The organism is Klebsiella sp. EMBS2024, assembly GCF_036233805.1.
GTDB lineage: Bacteria > Pseudomonadota > Gammaproteobacteria > Enterobacterales > Enterobacteriaceae > Klebsiella > Klebsiella pneumoniae.
Genome location: NZ_JAZARW010000001.1, coordinates 678,617 through 696,320, shown reverse-complemented (window position 1 = coordinate 696,320; position 17,704 = coordinate 678,617). Strand labels below are relative to the sequence as shown.

The window sequence follows — 17,704 nt, the reverse complement described above, 5'->3', positions numbered from 1 at the left end:
TCGCGTACCTGGTCGGCATCGGCGACGTCCAGCGTTTCGGTGGTAAACGGGTAGCTTTCGCCGTCAAAGGCGAGGTCGAACCCGGTGACGTTGGCCCCGGCCTCGACGAAAGCCAGCGCGGTGGCATAGCCAATCCCTTTACCTGCGCCGGTCACCCACACGGTCTGGCCGTGAAAATCCAGCGCCGCCATTATTGCACCTCGCGGGTGAGCAGCGCCCACCAGGCGTCGATGGTCGGGTTTTTCGCCAGCATCACGAAGTCGATATCGCCGTGCACTTTGCGCCAGCGGGCGGCCAGGGCCATCATCCGCACCGAATCCAGACCGTAGTCGATCAGGTTTTCATCATCCAGCGGTTCATCGGATTCGTCGAGCAGCGGCAGGATCAGCGCGCGCAGCGCCGCTTTGGAGGCTGGGAGCGGTAGCAGCTCTTCGGTCATCACCACGCGGCCGGAGCGGCCAGCGACGTATTTCAGCGCCATCAGGTGCTCTTCACGGCTGAAATCTGCCAGCGCGTCGGCGACAAAGAACGGTTTGATATCGCGCATGAAAGCATCGGTGGCGGTGGTCATGCAGCCGATATGGGCGTAAACGCCGGTGATTATCAGCTGGTCGCGACCGGTCTCTTTCAGCATCTCCTCCAGCGGCGAGCGATGAAACGCGCTGTAGCGCCATTTCACCAGCACGGTATCGTCTTCATCCGGCGCCAGCGCGGCAATCACCTGCTGCTGCTCCGGCGAGCGGGTCAGACCCGGCCCCCACATATCATTCAGCAGGGCGCGGTCTTCATCGCTCTGCTCTTTCGGCTGGGCGGTGTAGTACACCGGAATGCCGTTCTGTTTGCAGAAGTCGCGCAGGGCGGCGATATTAGCCACCACTTTCTCCATCATCGCGCTGTTTTCGCCCCAGAAGTTGAGGAAATATTCCTGCATATCGTGGATCAGCAGCGCGGCGCGCGACGGCTCAAAGGCCCAGTTGACCTTGTTCGCCGGGATATCGCTGGCTTCCGGCAGCGCATATGCCTGTAATTTAGGGATTGCCATTCTCTGTTCTCCTTCAGCCCAGCTTGCCTTCGGCCAGCCACTGACGTAATTGTTTTTTATCGACTTTGCCCACCGGCGTCAGCGGCAGCGCGGCAACGCACTCCACGCGGTCCGGCAGTTTAAATTCCGCCACCCCCTGCTCGCGCAGGAAGCGGCGCACGGCGACGGCGCGCAGCGGCGAGGTCACCACCAGATAAGCGCAGCTTTTCTCGCCCAGCAGATTGTCTTCGATGCTGACCAGCGCGGCGTGGATCACCGCCTCATGGCGCAGCAGCAGGTTTTCGATCTCTTCAGCGGCGATCTTCTCGCCGCCGCGGTTGATCTGATCTTTTTCCCGGCCCTGGACGGTGATATACCCATCTTCGTCGATCGAAATCAGATCGCCGGAGCAATAAAACCCCTCGGCGTCAAAGGCTTCCGCGTTATGCTGCGGGCTGTTGTAGTAGCCGCGGAAAGTGTACGGCCCGCGGGTCATCAGGCGGCCCACTTCGCCGCGCGGCAGCGGGTTGCCGTCGGCATCCGCTACCCACACTTCATCGTCCGGGCACATCGGACAGCCCTGGGTATTGATGATCCGCTCCGGGCTATCGTTAAGGCGGGTGTAATTCACCAGCCCCTCCGCCATGCCGAACACCTGCTGCAGCTGGCAGCCGATTTCCGCCGGAATGCGCGCGGCGAGGGTCGCTGACAGGCGCGCGCCGCCGACCTGCAGCAGCTGCAGCGATTGCAGCTGGGCGTTGCTGCCCCATTCGTGAATCGCCTGCAGCCACAGGCTGACCGCCGGCGGCACCAGCGACGCGACGTTAATCTGATGTTTTTCGATCAGCGGGAAACAGAGCGTGGCGCTCGGGTCAGCGGCGAGGATCACCCGCCCGCCGGCGAGGAAGACGCCGAGCGAACCCGGGGAACTCATCGCATAGTTATGCGCCGCCGGCAGCGCGTTGAGGTAGCGCGTTTCAGCGTTAATCCCGCAGATCTCGTTGCTGCGGCGGATGCTGTAGTCGTAATCGTTATGGGTGCGAGGGATAAGCTTCGGCGTCCCGGTGCTGCCGCCGGAGAGCTGGAAAAAGGCCACTTCGTCGGCAGGGGTTGGATTGGCGATAAAGTTATCCGNCGGGCGGTTAATCTCCGTCGCCAGATCGCGCTCGCCGCCGTCGTTACGCAACAGTGCGACGCGCAGGGAAGGATGTTCCGCGATAAACGCGTGGAGAAAGCTATCGTCAGCAAACAGAGCGTGCTCGCGATCGGCAATCAGCAGCGCCGGTTTAATCTGCGCGGCGTAGGCGTTAAGTTCGCTGCGCTGGTGGTTGAACAAAGCGTTCACTGGCGCGACGCCGATGCGCAGCAGCGCAAAGAAGGTCATGTAAAACTCGGCGACATTGCCCAGCTGCACCAGCGCGGTCTCCCCGCGCTTCAGTCCCTGGCGCTGCAGCGAGCAGGCGAGGTTGTCCACCAGCTGGTTAAACTGGCGGTAGCTAATCTGCCGCTCGCCATCGATAATCGCCACGGCGTCATTGTCCGCGTGACGGGTGATCAGATTGGTTAACGGCAGATCCTGCCAGTAGCCTTTTTGACGATAGCGGGCCGCAAACTCTTCCGGCCAACGGGTAAATGCAATCATCCTTGCCTCTTAGTTCAAGCCAAATACGATAAGCATGGTGGTCAGTTTGACGCCGGTTTCGCGCCATTCGCCCAGCGGCGAGGAGGCCGGAACAATGCCCGCGCCGGCAAACAGGCGCAGCGTACGCTGCTGCAGACGCGCGCAGCGGATAGTCACCACCCACTCGCCGTTGCCTTCGTCATCGCACCAGCCGACGATGCCGCCGAACAGCTGGCGATCGAAGGGTTCCAGTTCAGCAATCAGGCGCTTCGCCGCCTGATGCGGGAAACCGCTCAGCGCCGGCGTCGGGTGCAGCAGACAGGCCAGCGACATGGCGTTTTCTTCCGCCAGCGCGGTGCCTGCGATCGGCGTCGCCAGATGCCAGAGCGTCGGGGTGGTAATCAGCTGCGGCGACTCCGGTAGCGACAGCTGACTGCTGCGCGGGCCCAGCACGCTCTTCATCGCCTGGGTCACCAGCTCGTGCTCGTGGCGATCTTTGCCGGAGGCCAACAGCCTGTTGCCTGCTTCCCGGTCCAGCACATCGTCCGGCTGGCGACGGGCGGAGCCGGCCAGCGGCAGAGAGCTGAAGTGCTGTCCTTCTTTACGCAGCAGCAGCTCCGGGCTGGCGCCCAGCAGCACGCCGCCGTCGGAGAGCGGCACGTGGAAGTTAAAGCTGGCGGGGTTCTGGGCGATCAGTCGCTCCATCAGCGCGCCGCTGTCGACGCGGTCGCGGGTGGTAATATCGATAAGCCTTGATAGCACCACTTTGTCGACTTCCGGGGTGGCGGTCAGCGCGGCGGCGCGTTCCACCATGGCTAAAAACGCGTCCTGCTCCGGGATCTCCCGACGCTCCACCACCTCCATCGCCTCCAGCGGCGCGGCATAGCGGGCGGAACGCTGCTTTTCCGGGCGAGAGAACGCTTCCCAGCGCTCGGGGATATAGAGCTCGGAAGGCTGACAGGTGTCGAACGGGATAGCCCCGACCATCACCGGCTTGCGGATCCCCGCCGCCCGGGCCTCGGCAAAGGCGGCCGCCATCTGCTGCTGGAACTCGCCGTTCAGCGCATCGCCGCCAACGGCGGGCTGTGAGAAGCGACGGAAGCAGCCTGAAGTGGTAAAACTGCGGTACGGCGACATAAAGAAGAAGCTGTCCGGCGACAGGGTCCGGGTCGGTTTCTTTACATCCTCAGCCAGTGACGTTTCCATATCATCCTCCAAAAACGATAAAGATATTAAGAATAATTATCATTTATATTTTGGTTGGCTAACCTAAAAGGTATTGCCCGCCATGTCAACCGCGTTACGTCATGGCGCCGCCACTTTGGCTTGCATCCTGTTGACACAAAGTTGAAAATGAGACGCATTTATCACCTTTCAAATCAGGATGCGATGACGTGAACTTCTTTTCTTTCTGCCGCCGCGGTGCGCTGACCGGCATGCTGTTGCTTTTAGGAATTACCTCAGCCCAGGCGGCGGACTGGCCGCGCCAGGTCACCGACAGCTACGGGACGCATACCCTGCCGAGTCAGCCGCTGCGCATTGTCTCCACCAGCGTGACGCTTACCGGTTCGCTGCTGGCGATTGACGCTCCGGTGGTCGCCAGCGGCGCGACCACGCCGAACAACCGCGTCGCCGATAGCCAGGGCTTTCTGCGCCAGTGGAGCGAGGTTGCCAAAGCCCGCAAGCTGGCGCGGCTGTACATCGGCGAACCAAGCGCCGAAGCGGTGGCCGCCCAGATGCCGGATCTGATCCTGGTGAGCGCGACCGGTGGCGACTCCGCCCTGCCGCTGTACGATCAGCTTAAAACCATCGCCCCGACGCTGGTCATCAACTATGACGATAAAAGCTGGCAAACCCTGCTCACCCAGCTGGGGCAGATCACCGGTCATGAACAACAGGCCAGCGCGCGCATTGCCGACTTCAATAAACAGCTCGTTTCGTTAAAAGAAAAAATGAAACTGCCGCCGCAGCCGGTGACCGCCCTGGTCTATACCGCCGCCGCGCACAGCGCCAATATCTGGACGCCGGAATCGGCTCAGGGGCAGATGCTCGAACAGCTGGGCTTTAGCCTGGCGACGCTGCCGGGCGGCCTGCCCGCCAGCCATAGCCAGGGTAAACGCCACGATATCGTGCAGCTGGGCGGGGAGAACCTCGCGGCCGGTCTGAACGGCCAGAGTCTGTTCCTGTTCGCCGGCGACCAGAAAGATGCGGATGCCATCTACGCCAACCCGCTGCTGGCGCATCTCCCGGCGGTCGCAGGCAAACGCGTCTACCCGCTGGGCACCGAGACCTTCCGCCTTGACTACTACAGCGCTCTGCTGGTGCTCCAGCGTCTCTCCAGCCTGTTCGGCTAACGCGGGCTGCGCCATCAGGCCGGGCACTCGGCCTGCACACCTTGCCGGGCGGCGCTGCGCTTGCCCGGCCTACTGAGCTTGCACCGGCCTGCCGTACCCCAGGCCCGGTAAGGCGCAGCCGCCACCGGGCAAGCGCACCCTACTTAACTTTCGTTGACAATTTCCGGGCGCTGGAAACGGCGCAGCTCGCGTAGCAGCCCAACCAGCAGCACACCGACAAGCGCCAGCGCCCAGCCGCTGGCGCTGGCGGATGCCGCCGGCGTCATCACCGCCCCTAAGCCGCCGAGCAGCGCCGCGCCGATGGCGTCGCCGGTGACGTTTTGCGCGGTCCACAGACCGTTAATCCGCCCGAGCATATGTTCCGGCGTCTGGGTCTGGATCAGGGTGTACTGCAGCAGCGAGCTAATAGCGCTCAGCCAGCCAAACAGCGCCAGGCACAGCGCGCCCAACGCCCAGTGCGGCATCAGGCTGAACAGCGCAATGGCGACAAACGATCCCACCGTGGTCGCCAGCATCAGCGCGCCCGGCCGCACCGTCTGGGCCAGCTGGCCGCTGGTCAACGCCCCCAGCGCCGCACCGAGCGGAATAGCGGCGTACAACAGGCCAATCTGTCCGGCCGACATCTGCCAGCTACCGGCCNGCGCCGGATAGAGCACCCGCACCGCGCTGGCCATGGTCAGCAGACCGCCAAGCAGCGCAATCCCGCCGATAAGCGGGCTCCGGCAGAGGAAGGTCAGCCCCGCCAGCAGGGAGCGCAGCGGATGCTCGCGCGGCTGCGGAGGCGGCGGCAGCTGCGGCAGACGCAGCAGGGTTAAGGTGGTGATAAAGGTCCCCGCCGCCGCCAGGCCGAAGTTCCACGCCACGCCGCCGGTGGCCAGCAGCAGGCCGCCGATCATCGGCGAAATCACCGAGCCAAGGCGCACCGTCAACATGGTGATGGCCCCGGCCTGCATCAGGTTTTCCCGCCCCACCAGCGCCGGGGTCGCCGCCAGCAGCGCGGTCACCCCCAGCGAGGCGAAGAACCCATCCCAGATCCCCAGCAGATAAATCGCCGCCAGCGACGGCTCCGGCAGCAGGGCGTTCAGACACAGGCCGACAAAACCCACGCCGCAGGTGCCGCGCGCCAGCAGGATCAGGCGTTTACGTTCATAGCGGTCAGCCAGCACGCCCCCCACCATCAGACCAACAAACATCGACGCCCCGGTCAGCGTCACCGACAGCCCGACCTGCCAGGTCGAATGGGTCATCATCTGGATCTGCACCGGGATGGCCACGCCCAGCAGGCCAAGCGACAGAATAGAGATAAAGCGAGCGATAAAAACGGCGCGAAACGCCGGGTGAGTTTTCAGCAGGCTGAGATTGAGCAGCCAGGATTGTCGGTTCATTACAGCGCCTTGTCGTTATTTTTAATACCCTTTTTACTGTGGGTCATGCTACCATAGCTGAATAAAATCGATAACGATAATTACTATCATTATCATATCAGGGATGTCAGTTATGTCGTTTTCTACGACCGCGGTACGCTCTGTCGCCGTGCCCGGATTGTTGCTATTACTCGCCTTAGCCGCCGCGCTTAGCCTGACCATCGGCGCCAAATCGTTGCCGATCGGCACGGTATTCACCGCCTTCAGCGGAACCTGTCAAAGCGCTGATTGCACTATCGTGCTGGACGCGCGCCTGCCGCGCACTCTGGCCGGTCTGCTGGCCGGCGTCGCCCTCGGCCTCGCCGGCGCGCTGATGCAAACGCTCACCCGCAACCCGTTGGCCGACCCCGGCCTGCTGGGGGTCAACTCCGGCGCCAGCTTCGCCATCGTCCTCGGCGCGGCGCTGTTCGGGATCACTTCCCCGCAGGAGCAGCTGCTGCTGGCGTTCTGCGGCGCGCTCTGCGCCTCGCTGCTGGTAGCCTTTACCGGCAGCCAGGGCGGCGGTCAGCTGAGCCCGGTGCGCCTCACTCTCGCCGGGGTCGCCCTTGCGGCGGTACTCGAGGGGCTGTCCAACGGCATCGCCCTGCTCAACCCGGACGTCTACGATCAGCTACGCTTCTGGCAGGCCGGTTCGCTGGATATCCGCACCCTGCAAACGCTGAAAATTGTCCTGCTGCCGGTAGTCGTGGCGGGGATCGCCGCTCTGCTGCTGAGCCGGGCGCTGAACAGCCTGAGCCTGGGCAACGATACCGCCACCGCCCTCGGCAGCCGCGTCGCCCGCACCCAGCTGATCGGCCTGATCGTCATCACCGTCCTGTGCGGCAGCGCCACCGCCGTCGTCGGCCCCATCGCCTTTATCGGCCTGATGATGCCGCATATGGCGCGCTGGCTGGTGGGGGCCGATCATCGCTGGTCGCTGCCGGTCACCCTGCTCGCCACCCCGNCCCTGCTGCTGTTTGCCGACGTGATTGGCCGCCTGCTGGTGCCCGGCGAACTGCGGGTATCGGTGGTGAGCGCCTTTCTCGGCGCGCCGGTGCTGATCTGGCTGGTGCGCCGCCAGCCGCGGGGAGGTGGCCTGTGATTGCCCCGTCCCGCCGCCTGATAGCCAGCTGTCTGCTGCTAATGGCCGCCAGCCTGCTGATTTCCCTGCTCGGGCTGGCGCAAGGCCCGGTGCCCCTGACGATTGACCAGGTGTTCTCGGCGCTGTTCGGCGATGCGCCGCGCAACGTCGCGATGGTGGTGAACGAATGGCGGCTGCCGCGGGTGTTAATGGCGCTGCTCATTGGCGCCGCGCTCGGCGTCAGCGGCGCCATTTTCCAGTCGCTGACCCGTAACCCGCTCGGCAGCCCGGACGTGATGGGCTTTAACACCGGCGCCTGGAGCGGCGTGCTGGTGGCGATGGTCCTCTTCGGCCAGAACCTGACGGCGATCGCCCTGGCGGCGATGGCCGGCGGGGTGCTGACCTCGCTGGTGGTCTGGCTGCTGGCCTGGCGCAACGGGATCGAGACCTTCCGCCTGATCATTATCGGCATCGGCGTGCGCGCCATGCTGGTGGCATTCAACACCTGGCTGCTGCTGCGCGCCTCGCTGGAGACCGCCCTTTCTGCGGGCCTGTGGAACGCCGGATCGCTTAATGGCCTGACGTGGGGTAAAACCTGGCCGTCGGCGCCGCTGATCCTGTTGATGCTGGTGGGCAGCGCCCTGCTGGTTCGCCGGATGCGGCTGCTGGAGATGGGCGACGATACCGCCTGCGCGCTGGGGGTGCAGGTCGAGCGTTCGCGCCTGCTGCTGATGCTGGTGGCGGTGGTGCTCACCGCCGCCTCGACGGCGCTGGCCGGGCCGATCTCATTTATCGCGCTGGTGGCGCCGCATATCGCCCGCCGCCTGAGCGGCACGGCNCGCTGGGGACTGACCCAGTCGGCCCTGTGCGGCGCGCTGCTGCTGGCGCTGGCCGATTACGGCGCCCAACGGCTGTTTATGCCGTGGCAGCTGCCGGTTGGCGTGTTAACCGTCAGCCTCGGCGGTATTTACCTTATTGCATTGTTGATTCAGGAGTCCCGCAAAAAATGAGTGCTGTCCCCTCCCGTTTGCGCGGCGAGCAGTTAACCCTGGCCTACGGGAACAAGACCATCGCCGAGTCGCTGAACGTGACCATCCCTGACGGTCACTTCACCGCCATTATCGGTCCCAACGGCTGCGGCAAGTCGACGCTATTGCGCACCCTCAGTCGCCTGATGACGCCGGCCAGCGGCCACGTCTGGCTCGACGGCGCGCAGATCCAGCAGTACGCCAGTAAAGAGGTTGCCCGCCGCATCGGGCTGCTGGCGCAGAATGCCACCACCCCTGGCGATATCACGGTGCAGGAGCTGGTGGCCCGCGGGCGCTATCCGCACCAGCCGCTGTTTACCCGCTGGCGCAAAGAAGATGAAGAGGCGGTGAACAAGGCGATGCGGGCGACCGGGATCAGCGATCTGGCGCTGCAGAGCGTCGACACGCTTTCCGGCGGCCAGCGGCAGCGGGCGTGGATTGCGATGGTGCTGGCCCAGGAAACGGCGATTATGCTGCTGGATGAGCCGACCACCTGGCTGGACATCAGCCATCAGATCGACCTGCTGGAACTGTTGAGTGAGCTGAATCGCGAGAAGGGCTATACCCTGGCGGCGGTGCTGCACGATCTTAACCAGGCCTGCCGCTACGCCACCCACCTGATCGCCCTGCGCGACGGCAGGATCGTCGCCGAGGGGGCGCCGAAGGAGATCGTCACCGCCGATCTGATTGAACGGATTTACGGTCTGCGCTGCACGATCATTGAAGATCCGGTGGCGCATACGCCGCTGGTGGTCCCGCTGGGCCGCCGGTAATCTCCTCTTTCCCCGGCTTGCGCTACGCTGAGCCGGGCTACCTGCTGTAGCCCGAACTCAACCGTTACCCCAGAATCTCCCTGACCACCGGACCGATGGCCTCAAAGGCCTGCGGGGAGATGATATCGACGTGGGCGCAGTTCTGGCTGAACACCTCCAGTTCCCCCACCCACGGGCCCCATACGACCTGCGGATCCATCCCCTCCTGCCGCGTCTTCTCCGCCACGAACAGCGTCGCCTTGCCGTCAAACTTCGCGCTGTGGGCAGTAGTTAACAGCCGCACCGCATCGGCATAGTTGCCTTCGATGGCGCTGAACAGCTCGCCGGAGGCTTGCCCCTGCTGGGCGGCGAGGAACGCTTCGCGCTCGCGGTCGATCTCCGCCAGTACCTCGGGATCCAGCCCGTTGGCCTCTTTCTCTGCCCAGTTTTGCGTCTCCGGCGGCCAGGTATCCAGCAGGCCGAGGAAGGCCACCGCTTCGCCGCGCTGGCGCAAGCGGGCGGCAATCCCCTGGGCTAAGGTGCCGCCCAACGAATACCCGAACAGGTAATAAGGGCCGTGCGGCTGCTGCGCCAGCAGCGTTTGCAGATGATGCTCGCAGACCTCGTCGAGGCTGGCGGCGCTGGCCATCGGCCCCTGCGGGCGCGGCGACTGAATACCGGTAATTGACCAGCGCGGGCTGAGATAGCGCGCCAGCACGCTGAACTGCCAGGCGAAGCCGGAGGCCGGATGGAAGCAGAACAGCGTCGGACCGTCGCTCTCGCGCAGCGGCAGAAGCGTATCCAGCCCCAGGCGCTGAGCCTGCTCATCGCTGAGATCGGCGGCCAGCAGCGCGCTCAGTTTGCCCACCGTCGAGGCCACCATCACCTGCCCCGGGGTCACCTGCCGCGCCAGCTGGCGGCTGAGCTGTGCCGCCAGGCGCATCGCCAGCAGCGAATGGCCGCCAAGGGCGAAGAAATCGGCGTCGATATCTTTCACCTCGCAGCCCAGCAGCTGGCTGAAGGCGGCGGCGACAAGAGTTTCCATGCCGGGCTCCGGCGGCCGGCCGCTGCGCTCGCCGCCGAGGGTCGGCAGCGGCAGCGCTTTACGGTCCAGTTTGCCGTTGGCGCTCAGCGGCAGCTCAGCGAGCTGCATCAGCACCACCGGCACCATATGCGGCGGCAGCTGTTCCGCCAGCCGCGCTTTCAGCGCCGCGGTATCCAGCGGCAGGCCGGAGTCAGAGACCAGATAGCCCACCAGCTGTCGGGCATCACCGCCGGTCGCCGCCGCCTGGTTGAAGACGCAGGCGTGACTCACCGCCTGCGCCACGTCCGGCAGGGCCGACATCACCCGATCAATCTCGCCAAGCTCGATGCGCTGCCCGCGGATCTTCAGCTGATCGTCGCTGCGGCCAAGGTACTCCACCGCGCCGTTCGTCAGCCAGCGCGCCACGTCGCCGGTGCGATACATCCGCTCGCCGGGGGCAAACGGGTCGGCGATAAAGCGGCTGGCGGTGAGATCCGGGCGCCCCAGATAGCCCTGCGCCAGCTGGATGCCGGTGAGATAAAGATCCCCCGCCACCCCCGGCGGCACCGGGCGCATCGCGGCATCGAGAATGCGCAGCCCGGTGTTCCACACCGGCCAGCCAATCGGCACGCTGCTGCCGGTCACGGCCGCCAGCTCAGGGCCGCAGGCCGGATACCAGCTGACGTCCACCGCCGCCTCCGTCGGGCCGTACAGGTTATGCAGCGGCGCGCCGGTCAAGCGCTCCCACTCGCGGCACAATTCCGTCGGCAGCGCTTCGCCGCTGCAGAATACCCGCCGCAGCGTGCGGCAGGCAGCGATGCTGTCGGCATCCAGCGAGGCGACAAACGCCGCCAGCATCGACGGCACAAAGTGGGTGGTGGTCACGCCGTAGCGGGCGAAGAACTGCTGCATCGCCTGCGGGTCGCGGTGCGCCTCCGGCTCGGCCATCACCAGCTGCGCGCCGGCGATAAACGGCCACCAGAATTCCCACACCGACACGTCGAAACTGCACGGCGTTTTCTGCGCCACCACGTCGTCGGCAGATAACGGATAGCGATCCTGCATCCACAGCAGGCGGTTGACGATGGCGGTCTGGCCGACCATCACCCCTTTCGGCCGCCCGGTGGAGCCGGAGGTAAAGATGATGTAGGCGGTATGGTCTGGTTTTGACACCGCCAGCGGCGCGTCATCCCCGGCGGCCAGCGGCTGCTGGTAGCAGAGGCTTTCCAGCCCCGGAATATCGCTGAAGCGGGCCAGCTGGTCCTCCGTGGCGATCAGCAGCGACGGCCGGGCGTCTTCCAGCATCATCCGCAGGCGGTCGTCCGGGTAGCCGGTGTCCAGCGGCAGCCAGGCGGCCCCCGCTTCGACAATGCCGTGCAGCGCCAGGGTCAGGAACACCGAGCGCGGCAGGGCCACCGCCACGCTGTCGCCCGGCTTCACGCCGCGCTGACGCAGCAGCTGCGCGAGCGCCACCACCTGCTGACGCATCTCGCGATAGCTGAACTGCCAGCGGGCGTCCGCCAGCGCCGGCGCATCCGGGGTCTTCCGCGCCTGGTCGGCCACCAGCGCGCTGAGGGTGGTGGCAGGCAGCGGCACAGCGGTATCGTTGACCGCCGCCAGCCGGGCCAGCTCGTCGGCGGAGAGCATCTCTGCTTCGCCGCAGCGCAGCGCCGGATCGGCGGCGAACTGCGCCAGCAGCGCGGTCAGTCGCGCCATGTGGCGACGGAGCTCGGCTTCGTCGTACCGGGCCTTGTTGGCGAGGATCTCCAGCGACAGCCCGCCGGTCTCATCCGGGAACAGCGCCAGCTCGAGATCGTTGACCGGGCCGGTGGCGAGGGTGTGGGTCACTGCCTCGACGCCGTCGATATCCAGCTGGTAATCAAAGACTTTGACGTTCAGCACCGGGCCGAACAGCGGTTCGTCCCCTGCCGCTTTGCCGCTGTCGCGAACGATCTGTTCGGCGTCATAGCGCTGATGGCGGCGCATCTTTTTCAACTGACCGGCGAGGCGCATCGCCAGGTCCGCCAGCGTCTCCCGGGCGTCAATATGCACCGCCAGAGGCAGGACATTGAGCACCGGCCCTGTCGAGGTCAGCGCGGCTGAACCCATCCGACGCATAAAGATAAAGCCCGCCGCGTAGTCCATCCGGTTGCACAGGCGGCCCAGCCACAGCGTGGTGAGCGCCAGCGCCAGGTCAGCGGGCTGACACTGCGGCGCATGGCTGGCCAGGCGGCGGAAGGCGTCGGCGTTCATCTCCAGCTTCATCCGCCAGATATNGCTCCCGGCGGCGCGCCCGCACAGCGGCGCGGCAGAGAGTGAGGCAGGCGCCGGTAACGCCTGGCGCTGGGCCTGCCAGAAAGCTTTATCCCGCTGCCAGGCCTCGCTGCCGGCGTAGCGCTGGTACTCGTCCACCACCTCGGCGAAGGGGGTGAAAGGCGACTCAGGAGTGGCTTCCCCCCGCTGCCAGGCGCGATAAATGGCGGCGATCTGCCGGGTTATCGCCGGGAAGCTGAAGCCATCCACCAGCAAGTGGTGATATCGCTGATACCAGTACCAGCGGTCGTCGCCGACGCGCAGCAGCTGATGGCACACCAGCGGGTTGCCGCCGTCGACACGCAGATCCTGCGCCAGGTCCGCCTGCATCCGCTCCGTGGCGGCGCGATGCGGATCCGGCGCCGTACGCAGGTCAATGATCGACGGTTCGCCAAAGGTGCGGTCGGCCGCCAGCCACTGCCAGACTTCCCCCTCCTCTTCCTCAAAGCGCAGGCTGAGGGTGTCCGCCTGCTGCAGACCGGCGACAATCGCTTTTCCCAGCAGCGTCGGGTCGAGGNCGCCGCGCAGTTCAACATAGTGGGCCACGCTCCAGGCGCCTGGCAGAGTGGAGAGGCGCTCGGCCATCCAGATCCCCGGCTGCGCGGCAACCAGCGGTAAACGAGTGGTCATTGTCAGCTCCTTATGACGCATGATGGGCGGGGGTCAGGGTTGACCAGTTGGCCGCCAGCCAGGCGTTGCAGGCCTCGGCCGACTGCGGGGGGCACACCACCGTCCAGCCGGCAGGCAGGTCGCAATGCGCCGGCCACAGGCTGTACTGCTGTTGATCATTGCGCAGAATGTAAAACTGCCCTTGCGGATTGTCGAAGGGGTTACTGAATTGCATATCAAACTCCTGTCGTAAAACGCGATGCTAAGGGTGCGACAGCAGAGGCTGCCAGAGCTGGATAAGCCCTGCCGTCAGCCCGCCGCGCCAGCAAAGCGCATCATGCCCGCCGTCAACCTGACGCCAGAAAATCGTCTGCTGTGTTGTGGTGAGTTGCGCCAGTAGCGCCTGGTTCGCGCGAAAAATGATCGGTTCGCGTTGGCCCGCTTCCAGCCAGACGCGCAGCCCGGCCGCGGACACCTCACCCTGGCGAAGCTGTTCGCCGATAAAGCCCGTCCCGCGGCCATCACGGTGCGGCCACCAGTAGGAGCCTGACTGGCTGAGCACGCAGCCAAAGCGCTGCGGCCAGTTGAGAGCGGCGAACATCGCCGCCAGACCGCCGAAGCTTTGCCCGGCCACCACCGTCCGATCCGGGCGGTCGCTGAACGGGGCATAGCCGTGGACCAGCGGCAGGAGCTCCTCCTGCACCGCCAGCCAGAAATCGCGGTGACAGGGCAGCTCAACCCCGCGGCGCTGGTTGTCGATCGCGTCGATCAGCAGGTAGACCGCCGGCGGCAGTCTCCCCTCGCGGGTCAGGGCGGCCAGCGGCGACCACACCGGCATGCTCTCGGCCCAGAACTGGCCGTCGAGCAGGATCGCCAGCGGCCGCGTTTGCGGGTCGACAGCCTCGCCGGTGGTGTAGATCCAGACCCGGCGATGGTTGCCCAGACGCGCGCTGCGCCACTCAAGGCAACGGGCGGCAGGATGCGCCTCATTAAGCGGGTCCCAGCCGGGCTGCGCGGGGGCCTGCGGCATCTCCAGGGCGGACACGCCATGGCCGCGTCCGCCCAGCCAGCTGTGCGGGTTCAGCGGATCGGCTATCGCCCGCGGCAGCAGTTTGCGCCAGCCTTCGCGTAGCAGCGCGCGGTCGGGCGCATCAGCGCTGAACACCTCAGGGGAAAAATCATCGTCACGGTCGGAGGGAATAAAACAGTAGCTGCCGCGCCAGGTCGGCGACAGTGTAGTGCGCCAGAACCAGGCGTCGGTCCCGGGGAGACGTTGCAGCGATTGCGGTCGCGCATTCTGATGGTGGTCGGTCACGCCGGTGATATAGAGCCATACCCGACGATGGGAAGAGCGGGTTTCATCCCCCGCCGGGTCCCGCCACCAGAACGTTACCTCGATGGCGTCATCCACTGCGCGGCACTGCGGCCCCCGCAGGGTTTGCCACCACTCCTCGCTTCCTGTCCTTAACATTCTGTCATTAACCCTATGTATAGCGTGACTTTTTTAATTAATTGTCATTATTTATTGATAATATTATTGATAACTATTTGCATTTGCAATAGCGTATTAGCGCGCCGTGGGAAGCGCGTCTTTCATCAGAACATGTCAAATCGGGCTTATTCAGCCAGCGACGGAGTGCCTTTGCCCGCTTTTGGCAACATTTATGCCGCCTCCCCTCCCGGTGGGAAGGGGCGTTTGGGGAACGTGGCGACAAAAAGCAGGAATAACAATGAATAACAGGATCAAATCCCTGGCCTTGCTGGTCAATCTGGGAATTTACGGGGTTGCTTTTCCGTTAAGCGCAGCGGAAACCGCCACCGACGATAAAAACAGCGCCGCTGAAGAGACCATGGTGGTCACCGCCGCCGAGCAGAACCTGCAGGCGCCGGGCGTCTCCACCATCACCGCCGATGAGATCCGCAAACGCCCCCCGGCGCGCGACGTCTCGGAGATCATTCGCACCATGCCGGGAGTCAACCTGACCGGCAACTCCACCAGCGGCCAGCGCGGCAACAACCGCCAGATTGATATCCGCGGCATGGGCCCGGAAAATACCCTGATCCTGATCGACGGCAAGCCGGTCACCAGCCGCAACTCCGTGCGCCTTGGCTGGCGCGGCGAGCGCGACACCCGCGGCGATACCAGCTGGGTGCCGCCGGAGATGATCGAACGTATCGAAGTGATTCGCGGCCCGGCCGCCGCCCGCTACGGCAACGGCGCCGCCGGCGGCGTGGTGAATATCATCACCAAAAAAACCGGCGATGAGTGGCACGGCTCATGGAACACCTATATGAACGCCCCGGAGCACAAGGATGAAGGCTCCACCAAACGCACTAACTTCAGCCTCAGCGGCCCGCTGGGCGGCGATTTTAGCTTCCGCCTGTTCGGTAACCTCGACAAAACGCAGGCCGACGCCTGGGATATCAACCAGGGCCATCAGTCCGAGCGTACCGGGATCTATGCCGATACTCTGCCGGCCGGGCGCGAAGGGGTGAAAAACAAAAACATCGATGGTCTGGTGCGCTGGGAATTCGCTCCGATGCAGTCGCTGGAGTTTGAGGCCGGCTACAGCCGCCAGGGCAACCTCTACGCCGGCGATACCCAGAACACCAACTCCAACGACCTGGTAAAAGAGAACTACGGCAAAGAGACCAACCGTCTGTATCGCAACACCTACTCGATTACCTGGAACGGCGCCTGGGACAACGGGGTGACCACCAGCAACTGGGCGCAGTACGAACGCACCCGCAACTCGCGCAAAGGCGAAGGCCTGGCCGGCGGCACCGAGGGGATCTTTAACAGCAACCAGTTCTCGGATATCGATCTGGCGGATGTGATGCTGCACAGTGAAGTCAGTATCCCGTTCGACTACCTGGTTAATCAGAACCTGACGCTGGGCAGCGAGTGGAATCAACAGCGGATGAAGGATAACGCGTCCAACACCCAGGCGCTGTCGGGAGGCGAAATTCCGGGCTACGACAGCACCGGCCGCAGCCCGTACTCGCAGGCGGAAATCTTCTCGCTGTTCGCCGAGAACAACATGGAGCTGACCGACACCACCATGCTGACTCCGGCGCTGCGTTTCGATCATCACAGCATTGTCGGCAATAACTGGAGCCCGTCCCTCAACCTGTCGCAGGGCCTGTGGGATGACTTCACGCTGAAGATGGGCATCGCCCGCGCCTATAAAGCGCCGAGCCTGTATCAGACCAACCCGAACTACATTCTCTACAGTAAAGGCCAGGGCTGCTACGCCAGTAAAGACGGCTGCTATCTGCAGGGTAACGACGACTTAAAAGCCGAGACCAGTATCAACAAAGAGATTGGCCTCGAGTTTAAACGCGACGGCTGGCTGGCGGGCGTCACCTGGTTCCGCAACGACTACCGCAACAAGATTGAAGCGGGCTATGCCCCGGTCTATCAAAACAATAAAGGTACCGATCTCTACCAGTGGGAAAACGTACCGAAAGCGGTGGTGGAAGGTCTGGAGGGGACGTTGAACGTTCCGGTGAGCGAGACCGTCAACTGGACCAACAACATCACCTATATGCTGCAGAGTAAGAACAAAAAGACCGGCGATCGTCTGTCGATTATCCCGGAATACACGCTGAACTCCACCCTGAGCTGGCAGGTTCGCGATGACGTTTCGCTGCAGTCGACCTTCACCTGGTACGGCAAGCAGGAGCCGAAGAAGTACAACTACAAGGGTCAACCGGTCACCGGCAGCGAGAAGAACGAGGTTAGCCCCTACAGCATCCTCGGCCTGAGCGCGACCTGGGACGTCACCAAATACGTCAGTCTGACCGGCGGCGTGGATAACGTCTTCGATAAGCGCCACTGGCGCGCGGGCAACGCCCAGACCACCGGGGGCGCCACCGGCACGATGTACGGCGCCGGCGCCGAGACCTACAATGAATCGGGCCGCACCTGGTACCTGAGCGTCAACACCCACTTCTGATAGCGGGTTCTCCCTCCCCCGCCCTTGCTGGACAAAGGGCGGGGGCAACCGCGGTAACCTTACCCTATGCGCCACCATCGCACCGCTTTGCCTCTGGCCGGCTATACCATCCAGCAGATCGACTTCGACCCGGCGACTTTCCAGCCTGAAGATCTGTTCTGGCTGCCCTATCACGCCAGCCTGACCGGGTGGGGCCGCAAGCGGCAGGCGGAGCACCTGGCCGGACGCATCGCCGCGGCATACGCCCTGCGCGAGGTGGGGGAGAAACGGCTTCCCGCCATCGGCGATCGGCGCCAGCCGCTGTGGCCCACGCCCTGGTTCGGCAGCATAAGTCATTGCGGCCAGCGCGCGCTGGCGGTGATCGCCGATCGGCCGGTGGGCGTCGATATCGAGCGCCGGTTTACCCCACAGCTGGCCGCGGAGCTGGAGAGCAGCATTATCAGCCCGGCGGAAAAAACGGCGCTGCTGCGCAGCGGCCTGCCCTACCCGCTGGCGCTGACGCTGGCGTTTTCGGCAAAAGAGAGTGGGTTTAAGGCCTG

At 64.4% G+C, this 17,704-nt stretch carries 13 protein-coding genes and 1 pseudogene; 6 read left to right on the top strand and 8 right to left on the bottom strand.

Annotated features, from left to right (window positions below):
• The 4 genes and pseudogenes from VZP09_RS03140 to entC form a co-directional block, all read right to left on the bottom strand.
• Positions 1-191: pseudogene (locus tag VZP09_RS03140) on the bottom strand (2,3-dihydro-2,3-dihydroxybenzoate dehydrogenase); the annotation flags it as partial.
• Positions 191-1,042, bottom strand: coding sequence for an enterobactin biosynthesis bifunctional isochorismatase/aryl carrier protein EntB (gene entB / locus VZP09_RS03135; protein WP_004210873.1), 852 nt, complete (start codon positions 1,040-1,042; stop codon positions 191-193). The gene entB and the pseudogene VZP09_RS03140, both read right to left, overlap by 1 nt.
• A 13-nt stretch (positions 1,043-1,055) precedes the next feature.
• On the bottom strand, positions 1,056-2,663 hold the full coding sequence (entE, locus tag VZP09_RS03130) for a (2,3-dihydroxybenzoyl)adenylate synthase EntE (protein ID WP_328794890.1): 1,608 nt from the start codon (positions 2,661-2,663) through the stop codon (positions 1,056-1,058).
• A gap of 9 nt (positions 2,664-2,672) precedes the next feature.
• On the bottom strand, positions 2,673-3,848 hold the full coding sequence (entC, locus tag VZP09_RS03125; protein ID WP_328794889.1) for an isochorismate synthase EntC: 1,176 nt from the start codon (positions 3,846-3,848) through the stop codon (positions 2,673-2,675).
• A gap of 188 nt (positions 3,849-4,036) precedes the next feature.
• Here entC and fepB point away from each other — a divergent pair, with 188 nt between their 5' ends.
• A complete protein-coding gene (gene fepB / locus VZP09_RS03120; RefSeq protein ID WP_004147526.1) occupies positions 4,037-4,996 on the top strand; it encodes a Fe2+-enterobactin ABC transporter substrate-binding protein in 960 nt (319 codons plus the stop codon).
• 143 nt (positions 4,997-5,139) lie between these two features.
• Here fepB and entS read toward each other — a convergent pair whose 3' ends face one another.
• Positions 5,140-6,381: an enterobactin transporter EntS gene (gene entS / locus VZP09_RS03115; protein ID WP_328794888.1), complete on the bottom strand. Its 1,242-nt coding sequence runs from the start codon at positions 6,379-6,381 to the stop codon at positions 5,140-5,142.
• Positions 6,382-6,493: 112 nt separating this feature from the next.
• Between entS and fepD the strand changes: the two genes are divergently transcribed.
• From fepD to fepC, 3 genes are all read left to right on the top strand, one after another.
• Positions 6,494-7,501 (top strand): Fe(3+)-siderophore ABC transporter permease, encoded by a 1,008-nt coding sequence (fepD, locus tag VZP09_RS03110; RefSeq protein WP_328794887.1) that lies wholly within the window; start codon positions 6,494-6,496, stop codon positions 7,499-7,501.
• Positions 7,498-8,490 (top strand): iron-enterobactin ABC transporter permease, encoded by a 993-nt coding sequence (gene fepG, locus VZP09_RS03105; RefSeq protein WP_004147521.1) that lies wholly within the window; start codon positions 7,498-7,500, stop codon positions 8,488-8,490. Before fepD ends, fepG begins: the two co-directional genes overlap by 4 nt.
• Positions 8,487-9,281 carry an iron-enterobactin ABC transporter ATP-binding protein gene (gene fepC, locus VZP09_RS03100; protein WP_002893737.1) on the top strand — a complete coding sequence of 265 codons (795 nt, stop codon included), beginning with the start codon at positions 8,487-8,489 and terminating at the stop codon, positions 9,279-9,281. The genes fepG and fepC overlap by 4 nt, the downstream gene beginning before the upstream one ends.
• A gap of 64 nt (positions 9,282-9,345) precedes the next feature.
• Here fepC and entF read toward each other — a convergent pair whose 3' ends face one another.
• The 3 genes from entF to fes are packed head-to-tail and all read right to left on the bottom strand — an operon-like array spanning position 9,346 to position 14,677.
• The gene (gene entF / locus VZP09_RS03095; protein WP_328794886.1) at positions 9,346-13,227 is read right to left on the bottom strand and encodes an enterobactin non-ribosomal peptide synthetase EntF; all 3,882 of its coding nucleotides are present in this window, start codon (positions 13,225-13,227) and stop codon (positions 9,346-9,348) included.
• Positions 13,228-13,237: 10 nt separating this feature from the next.
• Entirely contained in the window at positions 13,238-13,441 is a 204-nt protein-coding gene (locus VZP09_RS03090; protein WP_004176919.1) for an MbtH family protein, read from the bottom strand.
• 27 nt (positions 13,442-13,468) lie between these two features.
• Positions 13,469-14,677, bottom strand: coding sequence for an enterochelin esterase (fes, locus tag VZP09_RS03085; protein WP_048333037.1), 1,209 nt, complete (start codon positions 14,675-14,677; stop codon positions 13,469-13,471).
• Positions 14,678-14,936: 259 nt separating this feature from the next.
• Between fes and fepA the strand changes: the two genes are divergently transcribed.
• Together fepA and entD are read left to right on the top strand one after the other, a co-directional pair.
• Positions 14,937-17,165 carry a siderophore enterobactin receptor FepA gene (fepA, locus tag VZP09_RS03080; RefSeq protein ID WP_048333038.1) on the top strand — a complete coding sequence of 743 codons (2,229 nt, stop codon included), beginning with the start codon at positions 14,937-14,939 and terminating at the stop codon, positions 17,163-17,165.
• 66 nt (positions 17,166-17,231) lie between these two features.
• On the top strand, positions 17,232-17,704 hold a 473-nt coding region (entD, locus tag VZP09_RS03075; protein WP_218792402.1), incomplete at its 3' end, for an enterobactin synthase subunit EntD.